The organism is Fictibacillus enclensis (assembly GCF_030123385.1).
Taxonomy (GTDB): domain Bacteria; phylum Bacillota; class Bacilli; order Bacillales; family Fictibacillaceae; genus Fictibacillus_C; species Fictibacillus_C enclensis.
Map to the genome: position 1 here is coordinate 1,694,695 of NZ_CP126109.1, position 22,630 is coordinate 1,717,324.

Sequence of the window (22,630 nt, forward strand, 5' to 3'; positions counted from 1 at the left end):
TCTCTATGAAAAAACGGAGCAAAGCCTGGTCATATGCGGAGATGGTGCTTTTACTGTTGAGCTTTTTAAGTGCACTCTGGAATGGCATTTATGTAAACAGCCCTTCCGTCCTTTTTGCCATCCTCGCTGTTGTTTTTTTGTTCAGGGCAGTGGAACGGTATTATTTTAAACTGAAAATAGAATTCTATTTTAATTCAGGCATGGTGCTGGTTTTTATTATTCTGGCGGCTCTGCCGTTCATCAATTGACAGAAGCCTTTCGCTTCTCAGGCTGTCGAGAAACTCTCGACAGTCTATTTTTTTATCCATCAACTTTATTTATTCACCGCGTTAATTTGTTATAATATAACTAACAAATAAGGATCGGACGGTGTTTGTATGTATAAGCCTAAAAAGGATACTCAGAATGAAGCAGAGTTTGTTTTTATCGAAGATTTGGTTCCTGAAGACCACCTCTTGAGGAAGATTGATCGCTATATCGATTTTTCTTTTATCGGTGAGAAAGTTCGTCCTTATTATTCAGAATCTACAGGACGTCCTTCGGACCCTATTCTGCTTTTCAAGATGATGTTCATCGGCTATTTCTACGGCATTCGCTCAGAACGACAACTTGAACGAGAAGTCAAAACCAATATCGCTTATCGCTGGTTTCTTGGCTTAAAACTGAATGACCCTGTTCCAGATCATTCCACGATCAGTTGGAACCGGCGGACTCGTTTCAAAGATACCCACGTCTTTCAAGAGATCTTTGATGAGATCGTCCTTCAAGCCATGAATCATAAAATGGTGGGAGGAAGAGTCTTATTTTCCGATTCTACCCACCTTAAAGCGAATGCCAATAAACATAAATTCACAAGAGAAGAAGTGGAAGCAGAAACAAGAGGATACATTGAAGAATTAAATCAGGCGGTCGAGGAGGACAGAGAAAAGCACGGAAAAAAGCCCTTAAAAGAGAAAGAGGAGGTGAAAGAAAAGAAGCAAATTCGCAAAAGTACGACTGATCCCGATTGTGGTTTTATGTCGCGAGACCATAAACAAGAAATGTTCTGTTATTTAGATCATAGAACGACCGATATGAAATTCAATATTATCACCGATGCCTATGTCACCCCTGGGAACGTGCATGATTCTGTGCCTTACCTTTCTCGTTTAGACCGCCAAATCGAACGATTTCAATTAGGGGTAGAAGCTGTGGCTTTAGATTCAGGCTATCTCACCACTCCGATTTGTAAGGGACTTTATGACCGGACGATTTTCGGGGTGATCGCCCACCGCAGATACCACCCAACAAAAGGGCTGATGCCGAAATGGAAATTTACATACGATAAAGAACGGGAAGTATATGTTTGTCCCAATGGCCAGGAACTCGTCTACTGCACAACCACAAGGGAAGGATATCAGGAGTATAAATCGGATCCCAAGCTATGCGCAGAATGCCCACTATTAAATGAGTGCACGCGTTCAAAAAACAAACAAAAAGTCGTAACGCGCCATGTCTGGGAAGAACATAAAGAAAAAGTACGCGACAACAGACTGTCGGCTTCTGGAAAGATGCTTTATAAATTTAGAAAAGAAAAGGTGGAGCGAAGCTTCGCAGATTCGAAAGAGCTGCATGGGCTTCGCTATTGCAGGTTGAGGGGATTACAGAATGCGAGTGAGCAGGTGCTTCTCACAGCAGCCTGTCAGAATATGAAAAAGATCGCCACACACCTAGCCAAGCTTGGCTAGGTGTGTGAGGATCTTTTTCTTCAGAGAAATCACACAACAGGGCAGTAATTCTAAACAAATAAAAAAGCTTGTGGAGAAAAAACAGAGCTTTCTCCACAAGCTGAAAGAGCTCATAAGCTCTTTCCGTTACACCTATAGTTTTTCAATCACTTTGTTAATAATGCCGTAGTCCAGTGCTTGCTGCGCTGTCATAAAGAAGTCTCTGTCTGTATCCTTTTCCACCCGTTCCATCGGCTGACCTGAGCGGTCGGAGATAATTTTATTTAAGATCTCCCGCGTTTGAATAATTCGTTTGGCGTGGATAATCATGTCTGCCGCCTGACCTTCTGTCCCGCCCATCGGCTGGTGAATCATGACTTCTGCATTCGGCAACGCATACCGTTTTCCTTCTGCTCCGGCGATCAGCAGGATAGCGCCCATGGATGCCGCCATCCCGATACATATCGTTGACACGTCTGGTTTAATAAATTGCATCGTGTCATAAATCGCCAAACCAGCAGTAACAGATCCCCCAGGAGAGTTAATATAGATGGAAATATCTTTTTCGGGATCTTCTGCTGCCAGAAATAGCAGCTGAGCGACTACAGAATTGGCAACATTGTCATCAATTGGGCTGCCAATAATGACAATTCGGTCTTTTAAAAGCCTTGAATAAATATCATACGAGCGTTCGCCTCTGTTCGTGGTTTCAACAACCATTGGCACTAAGTTCATGATCTTTTTCCTCCTGTACGTTTCTTACGCTGCCATGCAGTACGGCGAAGATCCCGTGCTGCCAGCAGCGATTTTTCCAAATCCGGATGTAATGTAGACAACCTTTGATGGCATTTTTCCCTCTGTTTCAATCATGATTTCCGTTCGCAGCTCTTCCCTGTTCTTCTCTTCTTGCTCATTTTTTCTTTCATGAAGGTTGATCACTTTTTCATCCCGCAGTTGTTGTTTCCGGTTCTTTTCCCATACAAGAGAAGTCTGCTTCTTCACGTCGCTCATCCCTGTTTTCCTCCTTCAGGTTTTGGATAAATAGCAATAGACACCTGGTACTCCTCGCCGTTTTCCTTTTCTCCTGATTGATATTTTTCAATTAACTGATGAAGCAGTGAGAAATATTCGTTCATGAATTCATTCCGCTGTTTTTCTCCGCATAAACTGACGGAAGCCTGAAGAACGGCACTTGGAATTTGTGCTTTTTCTGCCTGTTCCATGAGCTGCAGGGCATCTTTTTTTATTGCTTCAGTCAATGATAATACATGAGCCAGGGCTTGCTGATCCTGCAACTTTTGTGAAGTCTCCGGTGACAAGCCAAGTGATTCAGACAAAATCAGGGTTTTTGCCACTGCCTGATATAGTACTTCTACCAAATTTCTGACATTCCTTGTGCCCACCTTTTGCACCAGCCCTACTTTTTCAAGTGCTTTTAAGTGATAATTTATTTTTTGCGGTGTTTCGTTTAGCATTTTGGCAATTTCGGTGGCTGAAGCGGGGACTTTCAAGGCAGCTACAATCTCCGAACGAATGGGATGCAAAAGGGCTGCAGCTTGCTCTGGCAATGTGACCAAATACGTTTCTTCTATTCGGGCCTTCTGGTTCACAGCTTCACCTCACTTAAAATAAATGTATTACGTAAAATTATTTTATTACGTTAGGCTTATTTTTGTCAAACCTTTCAAGTTTTAAACAAAAAAAACAGAAGCGAAAGGCTTCTCAGCTTGTGGAGAAAGCTCTGTTTTTTCTCCACAAGCTTTTTTATTTGTTTAGAATTACTGCCCTGTTGTGTGATTTCTCTGAAGAAAAAGATCCTCACACACCTAGCCAAGCTTGGCTAGGTGTGTGGCGATCTTTTTCATATTCTGACAGGCTGCTGTGAGAAGCACCTGCTCACTCGCATTCTGTAATCCCCTCAACCTGCAATAGCGAAGCCCATGCAGCTCTTTCGAATCTGCGAAGCTTCGCTCCACCTTTTCTTTTCTAAATTTATAAAGCATCTTTCCAGAAGCCGACAGTCTGTTGTCGCGTACTTTTTCTTTATGTTCTTCCCAGACATGGCGCGTTACGACTTTTTGTTTGTTTTTTGAACGCGTGCACTCATTTAATAGTGGGCATTCTGCGCATAGCTTGGGATCCGATTTATACTCCTGATATCCTTCCCTTGTGGTTGTGCAGTAGACGAGTTCCTGGCCATTGGGACAAACATATACTTCCCGTTCTTTATCGTATGTAAATTTCCATTTCGGCATCAGCCCTTTTGTTGGGTGGTATCTGCGGTGGGCGATCACCCCGAAAATCGTCCGGTCATAAAGTCCCTTACAAATCGGAGTGGTGAGATAGCCTGAATCTAAAGCCACAGCTTCTACCCCTAATTGAAATCGTTCGATTTGGCGGTCTAAACGAGAAAGGTAAGGCACAGAATCATGCACGTTCCCAGGGGTGACATAGGCATCGGTGATAATATTGAATTTCATATCGGTCGTTCTATGATCTAAATAACAGAACATTTCTTGTTTATGGTCTCGCGACATAAAACCACAATCGGGATCAGTCGTACTTTTGCGAATTTGCTTCTTTTCTTTCACCTCCTCTTTCTCTTTTAAGGGCTTTTTTCCGTGCTTTTCTCTGTCCTCCTCGACCGCCTGATTTAATTCTTCAATGTATCCTCTTGTTTCTGCTTCCACTTCTTCTCTTGTGAATTTATGTTTATTGGCATTCGCTTTAAGGTGGGTAGAATCGGAAAATAAGACTCTTCCTCCCACCATTTTATGATTCATGGCTTGAAGGACGATCTCATCAAAGATCTCTTGAAAGACGTGGGTATCTTTGAAACGAGTCCGCCGGTTCCAACTGATCGTGGAATGATCTGGAACAGGGTCATTCAGTTTTAAGCCAAGAAACCAGCGATAAGCGATATTGGTTTTGACTTCTCGTTCAAGTTGTCGTTCTGAGCGAATGCCGTAGAAATAGCCGATGAACATCATCTTGAAAAGCAGAATAGGGTCCGAAGGACGTCCTGTAGATTCTGAATAATAAGGACGAACTTTCTCACCGATAAAAGAAAAATCGATATAGCGATCAATCTTCCTCAAGAGGTGGTCTTCAGGAACCAAATCTTCGATAAAAACAAACTCTGCTTCATTCTGAGTATCCTTTTTAGGCTTATACATACAAACACCGTCCGATCCTTATTTGTTAGTTATATTATAACAAATTAACGCGGTGAATAAATAAAGTTGATGGATAAAAAAATAGACTGTCGAGAGTTTCTCGACAGCCTGAAAGAGCTTATGAGCTCTTTCTTTTTTTATTTCACCCTGGCAGGTATTGCCCTATCCAAAGAGAAAAGAATAGAGCTGTCCATTAATTAATGACAAGGAGAAAGAATGTATGGTAAATCAACAAAGAAGCAAAAAGTTTGTCGTCGCGGGCCTTTTGCTGGGTATTTTGATGTCAGCCATGGATAATACCATTGTGGCTACGGCGATTGGAACGATTGTTGCGGAATTAGGGGATTTTGAGAAATTTATCTGGGTAACTTCCGCATACATGATTGCTTCTGTGGCAAGCATGCTGATTTTTGGAAAGCTGTCTGATATGTATGGCAGGAAAAAGTTTTATATTACCGGACTGGCTCTTTTTATTCTCGGATCGGTTCTTTGCGGGATGGCAGACACCATGACACAGCTGAGTCTTTACCGGGCGATTCAGGGAGTTGGAGGCGGCGCGCTGATGCCGATTGCCTTCACCATTATTTTTGATATTTTTCCTGTTGAACAGCGTGGAAAGATGACCGGGCTGTTTGGAGCGGTCTTTGGCATGTCCAGTGTTTTTGGTCCGCTTCTTGGTGCGTATTTGACAGATTATCTGGACTGGCGCTGGATTTTCTATGTGAATTTACCGCTTGGACTTCTATCCCTCTTTTTCATTTTCAAGTTCTATTTTGAATCTCTGGAACACCGTGAACAGAAAATTGATTATCTTGGTGCGGTTTTGCTCGTTGCTTCGCTTGTCAGTCTGATGTTTGCCTTGGAATTTGGCGGAAAGGAGTATGCCTGGGATTCGGCGCTAATTCTTTCCCTGCTGGCGGGGTTTGCCGTTCTTTTCGTTCTGTTTATTCTGGCTGAACGCCGGGCGGCAGATCCAATTGTTTCCCTGGCCCTTTTTAAAAAGAGGCTCTTTCTCTCCAGCCAGGCGATCGCTTTCTTCTATGGTTCTGTGTTTATTTTGGCAACGATGTATATTCCCATTTATATTCAGGGTGTTTTTGGCGGGTCAGCGACGAATGCGGGTCTGATATTGATGCCCATGATGATCGGGGTGGTAGTGGGAAGCCAGACCGGAGGACGAACGGTGATCCGCTCTTCCTATCGCAAGGTCATGATGTTCTCGGGTGTTATTTTTCTGATTGGCGTTTATTTGCTCAGTACGATGGATGCGGGCACTTCAAGAATGCTGGTTACGCTGTATATGGTGCTTGCCGGAATCGGAGTGGGCTTTTCCTTTCCTGTGCTCAGCATGGCTTCGGTTCATAAGCTGGACGCCAGACAGAGAGGCTCCGCCAATTCCCAGAATGCATTTTTCCGCCTCATCGGCATGACGCTGGGCATCACGATTTTTGGTACCATTCAAAACAATCTGTTAAGTGATCGGCTGAAGGATGCCCTGCCTCAATTTGGTCAGTTTCAAAAGTCAGTGAACTCAAGGGCGTTATTGCAGCCGGAAGTACGGAAACAAATCCCGCCTGAGGTTTTGGACAAGATGACGGATATTTTGGCAAACTCTATTGCCGACACGTTTGGCTATTCGCTGATTTGTGTTGTCGCTGCGCTGCTGTTTATCTTTTTTATGGGGCAGGCACGCGTCAAGGAATCGGATGAATCAATGAGTAACGGAAGAGTATCAGAGGGGTAACCTCTGATGCTTTTTTTACTGTTAAAAAGGGGTGAACCATGCTAATCTTTTACAATACAAATAGTTTACAGAAAGAAGGAAGAAAGAATGGCAATGGCTTCCGTTAAAAAAGAAGCTTCCGCAACGGAAACGATTTACAAGGTTTTATTTGCGATTAGTTTTGTCCATTTACTGAATGATGCGATGCAATCGGTGATTCCAGCCATTTTTCCGATACTGGAACAGTCTATGAATCTGTCGTTTGCACAGCTCGGATGGATCGCGTTTACACTAAATATGACCTCATCCATTATGCAGCCCGTTGTCGGGTGGTACACCGATAAAAAAACATCACCTTTTTTGCTTCCACTGGGCATGGCTTGCAGTCTGGCTGGGATGGTGGGGATTGCTTTTTCCAGCCATTTTTCATACATACTGCTCTCCGTTGTTTTTATCGGACTTGGTTCTGCAGTATTTCACCCGGAGGGGTCACGAGTGGCCTATATGGCAGCAGGAAAACGGAGGGGGCTTGCCCAATCCATTTATCAGGTGGGAGGGAATACCGGTCAATCGCTGGCACCGGTTATGACCGCGCTGGTTTTTGTACCGTTTGGCCAATTTGGCGCCATCTGGTTTACGCTGGTCGCTGCTTTGGCGATCGCAGTGCTCATTTTTGTGTCTGGCTGGTACCGTTCAAGGCTGGTTGCTTTTCCGCGTGTTGCCAACAAAAACAGAAAGAAGGCGGCGAACCCCAAACGAAAGAATCAAATTACGTTTGCTGTGTGCCTTCTTGTTTTTCTTGTCTTCGCACGTTCCTGGTATGTATCGGGTATTTCTAATTTTTACCAGTTCTATTTGATTAAAAACTATCATCTGTCCATTTCTCATGCGCAGTATTACATCTTCGTCTTTTTGGCTGCAGGTGTGGCGGGTACTTTTTTTGGAGGTCCCCTTGCCGACCGTTTCGGAAAGCGGAACATGATTTTCTGGTCCATGCTCGGTTCCGCACCTCTTGCCATGCTGCTTCCGCATGTCAGTCTGCTCTGGGTTTATCCGATCTTTTTGCTGCTTGGTTTTATCATCATGTCCAGTTTTTCAGTGACCGTCGTTTACGCCCAAGAGCTCCTTCCTGGCCGTATCGGAATGGTCTCTGGTCTGATTGTTGGGCTGGCTTTTGGGATGGGAGCGTTGGGCTCTGTGATTTTGGGGAATTTAGCGGATTTGTACAGCGTACGTTTTATTATGCTGCTGGTGAGTTTCTTGCCATTTGCAGGAGTATTGACCTTTCTTTTGCCAAACGATCAAACGGTCAAGGCATGGGAGATGGAACAAACCAGGTAACACCAGAAGAGCCGGCGCCATAGGCGGGCTCTTCACGTTTATCGTTTTCCTTCTGGAGGATTAAGGTTCTTTTCGGAAGAAGAGGTACTTTTCGTTTCTTCCTTGTTCCGTTCTTCTATATTTTCATCTTTTATGTCTTCAAGAGGGAGATCGTCGGTTGGCATGACGAGCTGATCACGTTCCAGCTGTTTTTTCTGGCTTTTTTCAAAAGCTTCATTTCTATCATTCCGGTCCAGTAATTTATCTTGCTTTTTATCATTATCCATATGAAATCTCTCCTTTTTTTGTCTGTACTGTAGTAATAGCCTTTCCGTGATTTTTAAAACCTTTTTTATTTTAGTAATTGACAAAAACGCAATGTCCATTAAAATATAGGTAAACGTTTACATCAGTTGTTCTTTGGAAATTACGTAAACGTTTACCCTTTTGAAAGAACAGGATTTCTACATAAATCAAAGGAGTGTAACCAATGAAGGTAACCATTTGGAACGAGAACCGCCATGAAAAAAAGAATCCGGCAGTACGCGAGGTGTACCCGGATGGAATTCATGGAGCTATTCAGCAATTTTTAGAAAATGAAGGAATTCAGACAGGAACCGCTACATTGGATGAAGAAGAGCATGGCTTGAGCCAGGAAGTGCTGGACAATACCGATGTTCTTATCTGGTGGGGCCATATCGCCCATGATGAAGTATCGGATGAAGTAGTGGAGCGGGTCCGGCAAAGGGTGCTGAATGGCATGGGACTGGTTGTCCTTCACTCAGGGCACTTCTCTAAAATTTTCAAAAAATTAATGGGCACGTCATGTGACCTCAAATGGCGCGAAGCAGATGAAAAGGAACGCCTTTGGGTCGTTGATCCATCTCATCCGATTGCAGCCAATATCGGACAATATATCGAACTGCCAAAAGAAGAGATGTACGGAGAACATTTTGACATTCCAACTCCGGATGAACTCGTATTTGTCAGCTGGTTTGAAGGTGGGGAAGTATTCCGCAGCGGCTGCACATACAAGCGCGGCCAAGGTAAAATCTTTTATTTCCGCCCGGGGCATGAAACCTATCCGACCTATCATAATAAAGAAATTCAGCAGGTTATTGTCAATGCCGTTCAGTGGGCAAAGCCTGCAGCGAGTGAAAAGCCAGTCTACGGAAATGCCAAGCCGCTTGAAGCTATTGGCGCAAAGTAATTTACACAAGGAGTGAACCAAGAAATGATTAAAGTAGGAGTTATTGGATGTGGCAGTATTGCCCAGCACCGACACTTGCCAGAGTACCAGCAAAACCAAGAGACAGAAATCGCCGCTGTATGCGATATCAATCAGCTCCGCGCCGATCAAATCGCCAAAGAATATGGAGCAAAAGCCTATTATTCCTATGAGGAACTCTTAAAGGACCCGGAAATTGAAGCGGTCAGCGTATGCACTCCCAATTACCTGCATGCACCAATTACCATTGCTGCCCTGAACAGCGGCAAGCATGTATTATGTGAAAAGCCGATGGCCACCTCTCTTGAAGAAGCAGAACAGATGATTATGGCCAGTGAAAAAAACGGCAAGAAATTAATGATTGCCCACAACCAGCGCTTTGTTCGCTCACATGAAAAGGCGCGTGAAATCCTTGAAAAAGGAGAGCTTGGTAAGATATACAGTTTCAGAACAGCATTCGGCCATCCGGGACCAGAAACATGGAGTGCCGATGGGACAAACAGCTGGTTCTTTAAAAAAGAACAAGCCTTTATTGGAGCGATGGGGGACCTTGGCGTTCATAAAACGGATTTGCTTCGCTTCCTTTTAGGAGAAGAAATCGAGGAAGTCGCTGCTTTTGTGGAAACGTCTTCAAAAGAAAATGCTACGGTGGATGATACGGCCGTTTGTGTTTTAAAAACGGAAAGCGGAATCATTGGCACACTTGCCGCAAGCTGGTCCTATGTTGCCAAAGAAGATAATTCTACAATCATTTACGGTGAAAAAGGGATTCTCCGCATGGAAGAAAGTCCTGAATATTCATTGGTTGCACAGTACAAGGATGGTTCTGTAGTTAATTACTCACTTGGTCAAATTCAGACGAACGACTCCGGAGGACAAAATGATTCCAGGGTCATCGCTAAATTTGCAGAATGTATTTTAAATGATGAGGAGCCAGCTGTTTCCGGAGAAGAAGGTAAACGCTCACTTGCGGTAATTATTGCCGCATTAAAAGCTAGCGAAACGAAAAAGAATGTGAGCCTTGCCAACGGAGTACTTGCATGAATATGCTGAAAATCGGTTTTATCGGAGTCGGCGGGATTGCAGAATCGAGGCATATCCCAGCTGTGCGCAAATTGGCCGAGAAAGCAGTCATAACGGGTGTAAGTGATGTTAATCATCACCGTGCCCAACAGATCGCAGAAACGTATAATATTCCGGGAGTTTATGAGAATTATCATGATCTTCTGGAAAACGTGGATGCTGTATTTATTTCAACGCCGAATAAATTTCACGCAGAAATCTCTGTGGCAGCGCTAAAAGCAGGAGTGCATGTTTTTTGTGAAAAGCCGATGGCACTCTCCACCAAGGAATGTGATGAGATGATAAAAGCTGCCAAGGAGTCCGGTAAAGTGCTGTCTATTGGCTATCATTACCGCTTCATGAAAAATGCCCAGGCAGCGAAGAAAGTTATGCTGGAAGGCGAAATTGGCGAGCCGCTCGTCATCAGGGCACAGGGCTTGAGGCGTCGAAAAGTTCCCGGCTGGGGTGTTTTTACCAACAAAGAACTGCAGGGCGGCGGCAGCTTAATCGATTATGGGTGCCATCTTCTGGATTTGGCACTCTGGCTGATGGGGGATTCAGTGCCGGTGGAAGTGATGGGATCCCAATACAATCTGCTGAGCCGTACTCCTGACCAAGTGAACTTGTGGGGAGATTTCGACCATAGCACCTTCGAGGTGGATGATCATGTAACAGGCTATGTCCGGTTTGAAAATGGAGCTTCTCTGTTATTGGAAACCTCCTGGTCGGCCAACATCAAAGAGGACCTGGAGAATGTAAGCATTTCCGGTGAAAAAGGCGGTCTTGATGTTTTTCCTTTTCACTTGAATCAGGCCAAACATGGGCTATTGCTGAATTCGGAAGCCGCTTTTATCCCGGGAGATGATAATCCTGGAAATCCGCAGGCGGAAAACTTTGTGGAATGCTGCCTCGGGCTGGCAGAGCAGGTAGTAAAGCCAGAAGAAGCAAGAAGAGTGTCAATGCTGATTGAAGCCATTTATGAAAGTAGTTTAATTGGAAGCAGTGTGAAATTAAATGAGCGAAAGGAAGTGGAGAGTCGATGAAGTTAGGTGTATTTACGGTATTGTTTTCTGAAATGTCCCTTGAACAAATGCTCGATCATGTGAAAAAAGAAGGAGTAAAAGCGGTTGAAATCGGAACGGGGAATTACCCGGGAAACGCTCACTGCAATTTGGACGAACTGTTAGACAGTGAGGAAAAAAGAAAAGATTTTCTTCACCAGGTAGAGTCAAGGGATTTGATGATCAGCGCATTGAGCTGCCATGGAAATCCTCTTTCTCCAGATCAGGAGTTTGCCCGCGTTTCTCATGAGACTTTTGTTAAAACAGTAGATTTGGCCAGTATGCTCGGAATTCCGGTTGTCAACTGCTTTTCTGGTGTGCCTGGGGACCATGAAGAAGCTAAGTACCCTAACTGGCCGGTTACCCCTTGGCCAAACGAATATGGTGATGTCCTGAAATGGCAGTGGGAAGAAAAATTAATTCCTTATTGGCGGGAATGGGGACAATATGCGAAAGACAAGAACGTGAAAATTGGCCTGGAATTGCATGGCGGATTCCTGGTACATACCCCGTATACCCTATTGAAATTGCGTGAAGAAACCTGTGACGCCATTGGTGCCAATCTTGACCCAAGCCATTTATGGTGGCAGGGAATTGATCCTGTGGCAGCGATTAAAATTCTTGGCAAAGCGGATGCCATCCACCACTTCCATGCCAAGGATACGTATATTGATCAGGATAACGTGAACATGTATGGATTGACCGATATGCAGCCATATGGGGAAGTCAGATCCCGGGCATGGAGCTTCCGTTCTGTTGGCTGCGGCCATAGCGTCCAGGAATGGTCCGACATGATCAGCGCATTACGAACCTATGGCTACGATTATGTGGTCAGCATTGAGCATGAGGACCCGCTCATGAGCATCAATGAAGGGTTTGCCCGTGCCGTGAAGAATCTGAATGATGTAATGATTGAAGAGACTCCTGCAGAAATGTGGTGGGTGTAAAATAAAAAAAACGAGCCTTTAGTAGACTGCCATATTGAAATGAGACAAGAATAAAACACCTTTATTAGGCTGCCATTCGACCAAATTCCATGGGTGAATGGTAGCCTAATTTTTCTTGTATTCTTTCTTCATTGTAGTAGTTTATATAATGGTCAATTTGCTCACGTACCTTATCTAAAGATAAAGAATTGAATTTTACATACTGAAATTGTTCCGATTTTAAATTGGAATGAAACGACTCGATGACGGCGTTATCCCAACAGTTGCCCCTTCGCGACATGCTGCTGATTACTTCTTCCTCTTTCACAAAGTTCTGAAAGGCATAGGAAGTATACACACTGCCCTGATCGGAATGGAGAATTACCCCTTTCGGGTTCCCTCTATGGTCCAAAGCCTCTTTTAGCGTATCCATGACTAAGGGGGTTTGCTGATGTGTATAGAGTTTATAGGCTACAATTTGGTTATTATATAAATCTATAACCGTCGATAAATAAAGGGTAGACGATCCATATTGAATATAGGTAATATCCGTCACCCATTTCTGATTGGGCGCGCTGGCCCGAAAATTTCGCTCTAATAGGTTGGGGGCCACCACGATCGTTTCTCCTTGGGATTTCCATCTTTTTTTCGGCTTTACCCTGCATTGAAGATGATGTTTCTGCATTATGCGCTGAACGGTATTTCGATTGAGCTTTACTTGGTGCTGACGCCATAATAAGGCTTTGATTTTGCGGTGTCCATATCGATATTTTGTTTCCTTGCACAATGAACTAATGACCGTTTCTTCTCTGCTTAATGATTTCAACGGAAGCGTCTTGACCCAGCGATAGTAATTCGCCCGCGGCACATTTAATACGGATAGAACGGCAGAGACCGTATACTTTTTCCGCAATTTCTCCACAAGCTGCAGGACTACTTCTCTTTCAACTCCTTTACCATCTCCAAGTACTTTTTTAAGATTTCGTTCTCCTGTTTTAAATGGGCATATTTCTTCTCTTTTTTCTCTTCCTCACTCAGGATGTCTGGACCAAGCCCATAGGTGTATTGCTTTCCAATCGGCTGATCAAACCGATGGATCTCATTATTTTTATACCATTTCATCCAGGTACTAATTTGCGTTTTGTTCTTAATCCCGTGCTTTTCCATAATCTCCTGGTTGGTCAATTGGCCGCTCATTTTATCTTTAATCACAGCCCACTTCACTTCACTTGAATATACGTTTTTGCCCATGCAAAAACACCTCCGAATTCTCACTTGTTTTAAGTGTAACATTTCGAAGGTGTTTTATTGTGTCTCATTTACTTAGGTTAGTCTATTAGGGGCTCGTTTCTTTTATTCGCCAAGAGTGGGTTTGGATGCTTCCGGAGAAGGGGGAAGCCCAGGCTCTGATTCAACAGTAGGCGTATTATTATTTTTCTTGTTTTTCATGGAGCTTACTTTTTCTTTTGCCTGTGATGTTACCTGGTTTGCTTTATCCTTTACTGAGTCCATCATATTTGATGCTTTCTCTTTGCCGGCCATTGTTCCCAATTGCGTTTGAAGTTTGGCTTCATCTTTCATTTGCATGGTTTTTTCTTTCAGATTCGAAGTTTGGCTGGATATGCCGGCTCGCATCTCTTTGCCGGATTTTGGTGTTAATAAAAGAGCAGTTGCGGCTCCGACCAAGCCCCCAACAAGAACACCTGTGGTAAATCCGGATTTTTCTTTGCTGTTATTAGTTGTAGTTGTGTATTCTTTGTTCATCGTCGAACTCCTCCTTTTCATAGTTTTTCTATACCCTGCCTGAAATAATGATAAACCTTTAGCCTGACAAGAAAAAGGACCATATGCCTCTCGCTTATTGCGGGGCATATGGTCCTCATCTCTTTATTTCAGCTCCGGGAGCATGCGGATTTCCTGAGTCATTTTTGACTTGCAAATCGGGCAATCAGGTGTTTCTTTCAGCGAGTAATCAGCTCTCATCCAGCATGTGCACTCTTCATTTTCACATGCCCAAACTTTAGTTTCTACATCAGGAACTGGTTCGATCGGGTTCTTGGAAAAAAAGGCCATGAGTATCCCCCTTAAGTGTAATACTTACATTATACTCCTTTTTGGCGACTTTTATGAGTAAAATAACTTTCAAACTTTCGGAGCTGCTGTTATCGTTTCATAGATTTGGGCCATTTCGTCTGTTTTTGCACGTAAATAATCCACTAATTCAGAAGGGCTGACCACATAGGCATCAGCTCCGAACGCCCATATCCACTCGGCATAAACGGGGAGAGCCTCCCGTGGAATAATCGTTTGAATTTGTCCTGAGCTTTTGGAGGATAATTTGGTGCTTCTGCATAAAACAGGGTGATTCAACGCTTTGTTTGCTCCGTTACTATTAAGCGTCACATGCAGGTTGAGCTTCTTTTGAGGAGAAACAAGCTCATTCCATTGACTGACGGGGAGAGCTGAATATTCGTTTACATGGTGACATTCATTTTCGATTACTGCAGTCTTTATGTTTTTTAGATTCAACAGATGAACCGTTTTTTCAGCAGGGTTATAACAGGGAGAATACCAGTTGTACCCATTCTCAATAACTCCAATCGGTTGAAGGATGCTAATTCTGAGATCTCCTGACCATTCGTACTCAACAGTGATTATGCGCTGTTCCATGGCCGCCTTGAAGAACAACGACAAATGAACAGGAACCTGGTCAGAAAGTGGCCTATTGCCTTGCCACTTTTTTTCAATGTTGCTCAATTGTTTTATGCCGTCATCTGACAAATAATTCATCAGCTTTTCTCTAGCGGAATGGGCATCCTTGGCATAAGGGAAAGAATCACTCTCTCCAAGCCATTGAAGGGCAAATAAAAAAGACAGGGCTTCCGGTTCGGAGAATCCGATTGGAGGAAGTATTTTCTCTCGCATCAGCGTGTAGCCGCCATGCGGACCGTATTCAGATAGGATGGGGAGGCCCCGATCCATTAAATGCAGCAGGTCGCGTTGGATGGTCCTTGCAGAGACCTTAAATTCATCAGCCAGTTCCTTCAATGTAAACTGCTTTTTTTGGTTAATAAATAATAATAGCTGTTCTAGCCTTTTTGCCTTCGCCATTGCTTCGTCCTTTATTCTGAAAGTAGTTGTTCTAGTATTTATATCGTTCAGGACTTCGATTGTTTTACATTACTTTTTATATTATTTTCCAGCAATGTGTACAAAAAAAGCACGGAAGTATACGTGTGATACACCGTGCATAAATTTTTCCTTTGAATTAACGTTTCGTATTGCTTTTTTTTGCCCGGTTTTCAAGTTCGGTTTTCGGGTCTTGAGCGAATTCAGCATCCTCACTTGTTCCTTGTGGCGTTACTCCTGTTGCTGCCCGCCCTTTTCCGCTGCTTTTCTTTGTCATACGATCACCTCCCTTTATTAGCGTGGCCAACCACAAAGGAATCATTCGTTAAATTCAGGTTAAAGGTTATCCTTTTGTGGAATAACTAGTGGAGTAGGAAAGCCAAAGAATACAGAGGAAGTGATGTAAATGGAAATCGGTCTAGTTGGTTTGGGAAAAATGGGTTTTAATATTGCCCAAAATATGCTTGATCACGATTTTAAAGTGATCGCTTTTGATACGAATAAGGAAACCGTTGATAAAATATCTTCTCATGGTGCTACCGGAGCCCATTCTCTTGAAGATTTGACCAAAAGCTTCACCGGCCGCAGAGCCATCATTCTGCTTGTTCCTGCCGGACCTGTTGTAGACAGTGTTCTCGGGGAGATTGTTCCTTATCTTGATTCAGGAGATATCATTGTTGATGCAGGTAATTCAAAATACAAGGATACACTGAGAAGGTATGAGGAATTGAAGGAAAAAGGAATTCACCTGGTGGATTGCGGAACGAGCGGCGGTACGGAAGGTGCACGTCACGGAGTTTGTGTTATGGTTGGTGGAGATGAAGAAGCCGTGGAGTATATCGCCCCCCTTTATGAAAAAATTTCCATCGAAAACGGATTTATGAAAACCGGGAAAGCGGGAAGCGGTCACTTTTTGAAAATGGTCCACAACGGAATTGAATATGGCATGATGCAGGCGATTGCTGAAGGGTTTGAAATCCTGGATAAAAGTGACTTTGACTATGATTATGAAGCAGTTGCGAAAGTATGGAATAATGGCTCGGTTATTCGTTCCTGGCTCATGGAGCTTATGGAGAATGCATTTTCCAAGCAGCCGAAGCTGGAAGATATCCGGGGAGTCATGCATTCGTCAGGGGAAGGCATATGGACCATTGAAGCTGCGCTTGATTATCAGGCAACAGCTCCTGTCATTGCATTATCCCAATTTATGAGGTTCCGATCACTTGAGGACGATACATTCCATGGGAAAGTAGTAGCAGCACTCCGTAATGAATTTGGCGGGCATGCTGTCGTCAAAAAGTAAATCATTGAAAACCTTTGCTTTATTGCAAAGGTTTTTTTTATATAATGTTATATAGGAGTGTGATATATAAGCATGATAGCAGAGAAATTTGTAAGAGAATCGAGAACGGTCAAATCAAGTGTGGTGCTGCCCCCGGACACCAATAATCACGGCACATTATTCGGGGGGAAATTAATGGCCTATATTGACGATGTGGCCGCAATATCTGCCATCCGGCATGCCAGATGCAATGTGGTTACCGCATCAACAGATTCTGTGGATTTTCTACATCCCATCAGGGTAGGGAATTCCGTATGTCTGGAATCCTTTGTCACGTGGACACATAAAACCTCAATGGAAGTATTTGTGAAGATTATTTCTGAAAACCTGTTTACAGGAGAACGAAAAGTGTGTGCCGTTTCTTTTTTAACCTTTGTAGCACTTGGGGAAGACGGTAAACCGGCACCTGTTCCACGGGCTGTGCCGGAATCCGCAGAAGAAAAATGGCTTCACCAGGGAGCCGGCGAACGAGCTGTTAACCGAAGGAAGAGAAGAGAGAACAGTAAAAGGCTTGCCGAGGAATTTGGCACTCAAAAACCATGGGAGCAATAAAAATATTTTTTCGAAGAAGTCTTTTCTTTTTTAATTGGAGTTCATCGTGTTATAATGAAATTACCTTTTTCCAGCCAGGGATACAAGAACCCTGGCTATTTTTGTGCACAAAAAAGAGCGGGAGCTTGTCCCACTCTTTCTTAGGAGAGTAAAGATTAACGACGGAATCCGCCACCAAGTTGTTGTTCAGCCATTTGTACAAGACGCTTAGTGATCTCACCACCAACAGATCCGTTAGCGCGAGAAGTAGTGTCTGCACCTAGTTGTACACCAAATTCAGAAGCGATTTCATACTTCATTTGGTCAAGAGCTTGTTGAGCTCCATTCACCAATAATTCGTTAGAGTTGTTGTTTCGTGCCATATGTATCACCTCCTTGTACTACTAGTTTGTATTACTACTTTGAAAATATGCATGGTAATAATAAAATTTTTTCAGTCACATTTTATAAAGGTTTTCGTATAGTATGTTATCCCCCTATACTTTATCAGGCGCCGTGATGACCTCCCACACGGCGCTTTATTTCTGTCGATTCTTTGACACCCGCTCCAGGTGCTATCTTTTTAGCCTTTAAGGAGTTATACTTGTATCAAAAGGGGGTGAGTCCAATCGAACCGATTCTTGAACTTTTGTGTGAAATGGATGTTATGCTGATTTCATTGGGTCTTACGCTGGCGCTGCTGGGCATCAGCAGGCACCTGATCATGCAGTGTCCTGATACCATAAAGCGAAGCAGCCAGTTAAGAATTTCAGATACAGCCTGCACGCACAAACTTCAAAATACACCGAGCACTGTTCAAAACTTTTGTTTCATGAGAAACCGGATTGCTCTTCGGAAATACCGAAAAGAAGCACCGGATGATAATGACAGCCATTCCTTCTTGTTCTTTTTCATAGATGGACAAACAACAAGGAGGAAATGGAATGAAACAAAAGAAACAACGATCAGGACTCGCACACGGATTAAAATTTTTAATTGCTATTTTGGGAATATGGGTGCTTGCCGGCTGTAGCCGAGCACCGGTTAATTCACAAAGTCACGGCGTTTGGAGCCATTATTTTGTCTATCCGTTCTCTGAAGTGATACAGTTTGTAGCTACTTTTTTTAACGGGAATTATGGACTGGCTATCATTTTCTTGACCATTATCATTCGCTGTCTGTTATTGCCATTCACCATTTCGCAGACAAAAAATCAGCAAAAAATGAAAGAGCTTCAGCCGGAAATGAAGCGCATCCGGGAAAAATACAAGGGAAAAGACAAAGAAACCCAAGTGAAAATGCAGCAGGAAGTTATGGCATTGTATCAAAAGCATGGCGTAAACCCCGTTTCAATGGGATGTATGCCGCTGTTAATCCAGATGCCGATCCTTTTAGCTTTTTACTATGCGATCATTCGTACAAAAGAGATTGCCGCACATAATTTCCTTTGGTTTAATCTTGGGACACCTGATCCCACACACATCCTGCCAATTATTGCAGCCATTACAACTTTTATTCAATACAAAATCATCAACAGGCAGCTCGAGCAGGTCAATCCGCAAATACAGATGATGGGCTATATTATGCCGATGATCATCGTATTCTCGGCATGGAAGTTATCTGCTGTATTGCCGCTGTACTGGATTGTGGGTAACATTTTCATGACAGTCCAGAGCATTGTGTTGAACCGTAAACGCAAAAATATGCAGACTGCAGCGAATCCAAATTCCTAATATGTATGAACCCTTCGAGGATCGGAGGGTTTTTCTTTTTGAATTCAAGGAGTTGACAGACGGCGTGTAAAAATTCATCATATAGGAAGAGAAATAAGGAGTGGTAGAGATGAGAGATAAAATGGTGTTCTTTGATATTGACGGAACATTGATTGACGAAACTACCGGAAAGATTCCGGATTCTACAAAAGAAGCTCTTCATAAATTAAGGCAAAATGGCGTTCATACAGGAATTGCAACGGGAAGGGCTCCTTTTATGTTTGAACATCTGCTGAAAGAATTGGAAATGGATTCGTTTATCAGTTTTAATGGTTCGTATGTTGTTTTTGAAGGTGAAGTGATTTATAAAACCAACCTGGATGTTGAACGGTTGAAGCAGCTTGAGAAGCTTGCTGTGGAAGCAGGGCATCCTCTCGTTTTCCTCGATCATACCAGTGCGACAACGAATCTTGAGTATGCAGAAGTCGTTTATCAAAGTACGAAACATCTTCTGCCGGAGTATCCTCAGTTTGATCGAACCTACTATCATAGCAATGATGTTTATCAGGCGCTGTTGTTCTGTGATGAAGATTTTGAGCAGCCTTATCGCACCGGATACAAAGGGACGTTTGATTTTATCCGCTGGCATCAGCATGCAATTGATGTAATGCCATATGGAGGATCTAAAGCGAAGGGAATTGAAGAACTCCTGAAGCGCACCACCATTCATAGAGAAAACACCTTTTCCTTTGGTGATGCGTTAAATGACATCGAAATGCTTCAATCATCTGGAATGGGAATTGCCATGGGCAACGGAAGATCGGAAGCCAAACGTGCAGCGAACTATGTAACTAAACCGGTTGGGGAAGACGGAATCTGGCATGGCTTAAAATATGCTGGTTTAATCTAAGGTAAGGAGCGGGTGTGCTTTTTGAGTATATCCGCTTTTCAAATATAAACTGGGGGCCAAAGCATAACATTGGCTTTTTTCTTTTTTATTACATATAGTGTACTATTATATAGAAAAGAGGGATTTAGGATGAATGGAACAGGTCTTGTCCTCGAAGGCGGAGGAATGAGAGGCGTTTATACGGCGGGAGTCCTGGATTTTTTTATGGACAAGGAACTTTATTTTCCTTATATCATTGGTGTTTCTGCCGGTGCTTGCAACGCCACTTCCTATCTCTCCAGGCAAAGGGGAAGAAACCGGGTAGTGAACATTGATTTTGTTCGCCATCCGCAATATATTTCCTATAAAAATTGGTTGCTCAGGGGCAAAGGTCTTTTTGGGATGGATCTCATTTTTGATGAAATTCCGAATATCCATGTACCGTTTGATTTTAAAAGATTTAAAGAGGCGAAAGAACGTTTTGTGATCGGAACGACAGACAGTGAAACAGGAGAGCCAGTATATTTTGAAAAGGCCGACCATGAAAAGGAAATACTTACGGTCCTGCGGGCTTCGGCTTCTCTGCCTTTTATGGCTCCTGTTATTGAATATCAGGGAAATAAATTGTTTGATGGCGGTGTAGCTGATCCGGTTCCCATTCTGAAAGCGAGAAAAGATGGAAACCTGAGCAATGTCATTGTGTTGACCCAAAACGAAGGATACCGAAAAAGTAAAACCAGGATGGAATGGCTGGCTAAGAGAATCTACAGCAGGCATCCTGGAATGGCTGAGGTACTGCTGAAACGTTATGAACATTATAATGAGACGATGGAATACATTGAAGATCTTGAGAAGAAAAATGAGGTATTTGTCATTCGGCCAAAAGAAAAAATGGAGGTTGGCAGAGCCGAGCGGAATCCGGTAAAATTAAATGCCCTTTATGAGCGTGGAGTTGAGGATGCCATGAACATGTACGATCAGCTTGAAGAATGGCTCTCCGAAAAAACAATCTCTAAATTATCATAAAAAGAAAGAAGGCACCGCTTGCCCAAGCGGTGCTTTTTTAATAAAAGTATTGTATAACTTCTTCAATTTCGGGCTCTTTCATCTGAATGTCCTTTGGAGTACCCCATTGGGAGATCTCCTGCAACAGAGCCGGAGATGTGATTTTTGAACGATCATACAGAATGGTTAATTCGGAGCCGATCTGCTCTATTTTTTCAACTCCGATTATGTTCTTCGGGTTTACGCGCTCATCAAAAAGGACTTTTAGAATGCTTGGCAGTCCAATATCGTTTTTCAGCTGTTCCAAAGAACCATCCAGTACGGTTTTTCCCTGATTAATCACTATCACTCGGCTGCATAACTGTTCAATATCATCCATATCATGTGTGGTCAGAATAATGGTTTTTTGATGAGACCTGTTCATTTCTTTCAGGAATTCCCGGATGTTTTTCTTGGCTACTACATCCAGGCCAATGGTCGGTTCATCCAAAAAGAGAACGGATGGATTGTGAATCATGGCAGCTGCGAGATCAGCGCGCATCCGCTGGCCAAGAGACAGCTTTCTGACAGGAGTTTCAAGAAACCTGCCGATTTCAAGGATGTCATCATACTTCTTCAAAAAGCGCCGGTAATCTTGTTCACTAATCCTGTACATCGCTTTCAGGATTTCAAACGAATCTTTAACGGGGAGATCCCACCATAGCTGAGTTCGCTGTCCAAAAACGATTCCGATGTTCCGGGCAAGCTGTTTCCGTTCCTTTTGTGGGTTGATGCCTAGAACAGTAGCTGTTCCTGAACTGGGATGAAGAATTCCTGACAGCATCTTGATCGTTGTGGATTTGCCTGCACCGTTAGGACCGATGTAGCCTACAAATTCCCCCTCATTTATTTTAAATGAAATGGCATCCACCGCATGTTTGATCTCATACTTTGCGGAAAATAAAGAACGCATACTGTTCAGGATTCCGCGTTTTGACGGGTACATCTTGAAGTTTTTTGTAAGCTGGTTAGCTTCAATCATTTAAGATCTCCTCCTTTTATGTTCCGGTACTATGATAAAAACGGATTCCAAAGTTCCAAAAAGCCAATGCCAAATAAAAAAATAATAATGCCACAAGAACGGGCAGGAGCAGATAATAGATGTTTCCGCTTTTGTTCAGTAAAAACAGCATAGGAACATAATTGATAAAAGCCACAGGGATGACAGTGAAAAAAATAAATTTCAGCCAACCGGGATAAATGTTCATCGGATAATTAGCGGCATTAAAGGGGGCGTACAAGGTGAACGTTTGAAAATCCTTAATCCGCTGGGTCCAAAATGCAATGGTTGCCGTCACTAAAGCGAGCGAAAACGAGATCACCCAACCGCATACCAGGATGACGGGAAGATAAATGAGCAGTAGCGTGATGGAATGTGTGTGGCTGACGTGGTACAGCGAAAGAGCGATGATGATCATTCCTTGCAGGGCCCCTCCAATTCTTGAAAGGTCGAGGTTTTTTGAAAGCAACAGCACAAGAGGGGATACCGGCCGGATCAGCAAACTATCAAATTCCCCTTCAATCATATACTTTTCAAACTCATGAATTTCAGGAGCGACGGTTCGGTACAGGGAAAGGGAGACAGAAGAAATGCCGTAAAGAATGCCGACTTCATACAGATTCCAGCCCTTGACTTCATTGAAACGGTTTAATAGAGCAGCGAGCATCAAAAAATCAATCATCATAACGATTCCGTAGGAGACCATGGAAAAAACAAAGTTCATCTTGTACTGCATGCGGGAGCGGATGCTCGCACTCACAAGTTTTATGTATAGCTTCAA

27 protein-coding genes are annotated in these 22,630 nt (G+C 43.3%); 14 read left to right on the plus strand and 13 right to left on the minus strand.

Annotation, left to right across the window (positions count from 1 at the left end):
• Positions 1-5 precede the first annotated feature (5 nt).
• Together QNH15_RS09085 and QNH15_RS09090 are read left to right on the plus strand one after the other, a co-directional pair.
• Positions 6-248: a hypothetical protein gene (locus QNH15_RS09085; protein ID WP_061968706.1), complete on the plus strand. Its 243-nt coding sequence runs from the start codon at positions 6-8 to the stop codon at positions 246-248.
• 129 nt (positions 249-377) lie between these two features.
• A complete protein-coding gene (locus QNH15_RS09090) occupies positions 378-1,727 on the plus strand; it encodes an IS1182 family transposase (RefSeq protein WP_283889030.1) in 1,350 nt (449 codons plus the stop codon).
• Between the two features lie 132 nt (positions 1,728-1,859).
• On the opposite strand, the gene clpP is transcribed toward QNH15_RS09090, so the two are convergent.
• The 4 genes from clpP to QNH15_RS09110 all read right to left on the minus strand — a co-directional run bounded on the left by clpP (position 1,860) and on the right by QNH15_RS09110 (position 4,882).
• Positions 1,860-2,441 (minus strand): ATP-dependent Clp endopeptidase proteolytic subunit ClpP, encoded by a 582-nt coding sequence (gene clpP / locus QNH15_RS09095; protein ID WP_061968710.1) that lies wholly within the window; start codon positions 2,439-2,441, stop codon positions 1,860-1,862.
• A 24-nt stretch (positions 2,442-2,465) separates the two neighbouring features.
• Positions 2,466-2,717 carry a hypothetical protein gene (locus QNH15_RS09100; protein ID WP_283894208.1) on the minus strand — a complete coding sequence of 84 codons (252 nt, stop codon included), beginning with the start codon at positions 2,715-2,717 and terminating at the stop codon, positions 2,466-2,468.
• Complete coding sequence (locus QNH15_RS09105; RefSeq protein ID WP_283894209.1) at positions 2,714-3,316, minus strand: ArsR/SmtB family transcription factor; 603 nt, start codon at positions 3,314-3,316, stop codon at positions 2,714-2,716. Before QNH15_RS09105 ends, QNH15_RS09100 begins: the two co-directional genes overlap by 4 nt.
• Before the next feature lie 216 nt (positions 3,317-3,532).
• The gene (locus tag QNH15_RS09110; RefSeq protein ID WP_283889030.1) at positions 3,533-4,882 is read right to left on the minus strand and encodes an IS1182 family transposase; all 1,350 of its coding nucleotides are present in this window, start codon (positions 4,880-4,882) and stop codon (positions 3,533-3,535) included.
• Positions 4,883-5,102: 220 nt separating this feature from the next.
• Here QNH15_RS09110 and QNH15_RS09115 point away from each other — a divergent pair, with 220 nt between their 5' ends.
• Positions 5,103-6,626 (plus strand): MDR family MFS transporter, encoded by a 1,524-nt coding sequence (locus QNH15_RS09115; RefSeq protein ID WP_283894210.1) that lies wholly within the window; start codon positions 5,103-5,105, stop codon positions 6,624-6,626.
• Between the two features lie 93 nt (positions 6,627-6,719).
• Positions 6,720-7,946, plus strand: coding sequence for an MFS transporter (locus QNH15_RS09120; protein WP_283895512.1), 1,227 nt, complete (start codon positions 6,720-6,722; stop codon positions 7,944-7,946).
• A gap of 38 nt (positions 7,947-7,984) precedes the next feature.
• On the opposite strand, the gene QNH15_RS09125 is transcribed toward QNH15_RS09120, so the two are convergent.
• A complete protein-coding gene (locus QNH15_RS09125; RefSeq protein ID WP_283894212.1) occupies positions 7,985-8,212 on the minus strand; it encodes a hypothetical protein in 228 nt (75 codons plus the stop codon).
• Positions 8,213-8,415: 203 nt separating this feature from the next.
• Between QNH15_RS09125 and QNH15_RS09130 the strand changes: the two genes are divergently transcribed.
• The 4 genes from QNH15_RS09130 to QNH15_RS09145 are packed head-to-tail and all read left to right on the plus strand — an operon-like array spanning position 8,416 to position 12,223.
• Entirely contained in the window at positions 8,416-9,135 is a 720-nt protein-coding gene (locus tag QNH15_RS09130; protein ID WP_283894214.1) for a ThuA domain-containing protein, read from the plus strand.
• Positions 9,136-9,159: 24 nt separating this feature from the next.
• Positions 9,160-10,197 carry a Gfo/Idh/MocA family protein gene (locus QNH15_RS09135; protein WP_283894216.1) on the plus strand — a complete coding sequence of 346 codons (1,038 nt, stop codon included), beginning with the start codon at positions 9,160-9,162 and terminating at the stop codon, positions 10,195-10,197.
• The gene (locus tag QNH15_RS09140; protein ID WP_061968722.1) at positions 10,194-11,258 is read left to right on the plus strand and encodes a Gfo/Idh/MocA family protein; all 1,065 of its coding nucleotides are present in this window, start codon (positions 10,194-10,196) and stop codon (positions 11,256-11,258) included. The genes QNH15_RS09135 and QNH15_RS09140 overlap by 4 nt, the downstream gene beginning before the upstream one ends.
• Complete coding sequence (locus QNH15_RS09145; RefSeq protein ID WP_283894217.1) at positions 11,255-12,223, plus strand: sugar phosphate isomerase/epimerase family protein; 969 nt, start codon at positions 11,255-11,257, stop codon at positions 12,221-12,223. The genes QNH15_RS09140 and QNH15_RS09145 overlap by 4 nt, the downstream gene beginning before the upstream one ends.
• A gap of 64 nt (positions 12,224-12,287) precedes the next feature.
• Here the strand turns inward: QNH15_RS09145 and QNH15_RS09150 are convergent.
• The 5 genes from QNH15_RS09150 to sspL form a co-directional block, all read right to left on the minus strand.
• A protein-coding gene (locus tag QNH15_RS09150; RefSeq protein ID WP_283891546.1) for an IS3 family transposase occupies positions 12,288-13,453 on the minus strand; the annotation gives its coding sequence in 2 pieces (ribosomal slippage) (positions 12,288-13,177 and positions 13,177-13,453; 1,167 coding nt in all).
• 102 nt (positions 13,454-13,555) lie between these two features.
• Positions 13,556-13,966 carry a YtxH domain-containing protein gene (locus tag QNH15_RS09155; RefSeq protein WP_283894219.1) on the minus strand — a complete coding sequence of 137 codons (411 nt, stop codon included), beginning with the start codon at positions 13,964-13,966 and terminating at the stop codon, positions 13,556-13,558.
• Positions 13,967-14,089: 123 nt separating this feature from the next.
• Positions 14,090-14,275, minus strand: coding sequence for a cold-shock protein (locus QNH15_RS09160; RefSeq protein WP_283894220.1), 186 nt, complete (start codon positions 14,273-14,275; stop codon positions 14,090-14,092).
• Between the two features lie 69 nt (positions 14,276-14,344).
• A complete protein-coding gene (locus QNH15_RS09165) occupies positions 14,345-15,313 on the minus strand; it encodes a helix-turn-helix transcriptional regulator (RefSeq protein ID WP_283894222.1) in 969 nt (322 codons plus the stop codon).
• Between the two features lie 157 nt (positions 15,314-15,470).
• A complete protein-coding gene (sspL, locus tag QNH15_RS09170) occupies positions 15,471-15,608 on the minus strand; it encodes a small, acid-soluble spore protein L (RefSeq protein ID WP_061968733.1) in 138 nt (45 codons plus the stop codon).
• A gap of 129 nt (positions 15,609-15,737) precedes the next feature.
• On the opposite strand from sspL, the gene gnd reads away from it, so the two are divergent.
• Both gnd and QNH15_RS09180 read left to right on the plus strand, forming a co-directional pair.
• The gene (gnd, locus tag QNH15_RS09175) at positions 15,738-16,634 is read left to right on the plus strand and encodes a phosphogluconate dehydrogenase (NAD(+)-dependent, decarboxylating) (protein WP_283894223.1); all 897 of its coding nucleotides are present in this window, start codon (positions 15,738-15,740) and stop codon (positions 16,632-16,634) included.
• A 72-nt stretch (positions 16,635-16,706) separates the two neighbouring features.
• Positions 16,707-17,225, plus strand: a complete 519-nt coding sequence (locus QNH15_RS09180) for an acyl-CoA thioesterase (RefSeq protein ID WP_283894225.1) — start codon at positions 16,707-16,709, stop codon at positions 17,223-17,225.
• 155 nt (positions 17,226-17,380) lie between these two features.
• Here the strand turns inward: QNH15_RS09180 and QNH15_RS09185 are convergent, their stop codons facing one another.
• Positions 17,381-17,587: an alpha/beta-type small acid-soluble spore protein gene (locus tag QNH15_RS09185; protein WP_061968741.1), complete on the minus strand. Its 207-nt coding sequence runs from the start codon at positions 17,585-17,587 to the stop codon at positions 17,381-17,383.
• A gap of 221 nt (positions 17,588-17,808) precedes the next feature.
• On the opposite strand from QNH15_RS09185, the gene QNH15_RS09190 reads away from it, so the two are divergent.
• The 4 genes from QNH15_RS09190 to QNH15_RS09205 all read left to right on the plus strand — a co-directional run bounded on the left by QNH15_RS09190 (position 17,809) and on the right by QNH15_RS09205 (position 20,831).
• Positions 17,809-18,237, plus strand: coding sequence for a hypothetical protein (locus QNH15_RS09190; RefSeq protein ID WP_283894227.1), 429 nt, complete (start codon positions 17,809-17,811; stop codon positions 18,235-18,237).
• On the plus strand, positions 18,149-18,937 hold the full coding sequence (yidC, locus tag QNH15_RS09195) for a membrane protein insertase YidC (protein ID WP_283894229.1): 789 nt from the start codon (positions 18,149-18,151) through the stop codon (positions 18,935-18,937). The genes QNH15_RS09190 and yidC overlap by 89 nt, the downstream gene beginning before the upstream one ends.
• Before the next feature lie 109 nt (positions 18,938-19,046).
• The gene (locus QNH15_RS09200; RefSeq protein ID WP_283894230.1) at positions 19,047-19,826 is read left to right on the plus strand and encodes a Cof-type HAD-IIB family hydrolase; all 780 of its coding nucleotides are present in this window, start codon (positions 19,047-19,049) and stop codon (positions 19,824-19,826) included.
• A gap of 129 nt (positions 19,827-19,955) precedes the next feature.
• Entirely contained in the window at positions 19,956-20,831 is an 876-nt protein-coding gene (locus QNH15_RS09205) for a patatin-like phospholipase family protein (protein WP_129476513.1), read from the plus strand.
• A gap of 37 nt (positions 20,832-20,868) precedes the next feature.
• Here the strand turns inward: QNH15_RS09205 and QNH15_RS09210 are convergent, their stop codons facing one another.
• Together QNH15_RS09210 and QNH15_RS09215 are read right to left on the minus strand one after the other, a co-directional pair.
• Positions 20,869-21,831: an ABC transporter ATP-binding protein gene (locus tag QNH15_RS09210; RefSeq protein WP_283894233.1), complete on the minus strand. Its 963-nt coding sequence runs from the start codon at positions 21,829-21,831 to the stop codon at positions 20,869-20,871.
• 16 nt (positions 21,832-21,847) lie between these two features.
• A complete protein-coding gene (locus QNH15_RS09215; protein WP_283894234.1) occupies positions 21,848-22,630 on the minus strand; it encodes an ABC transporter permease in 783 nt (260 codons plus the stop codon).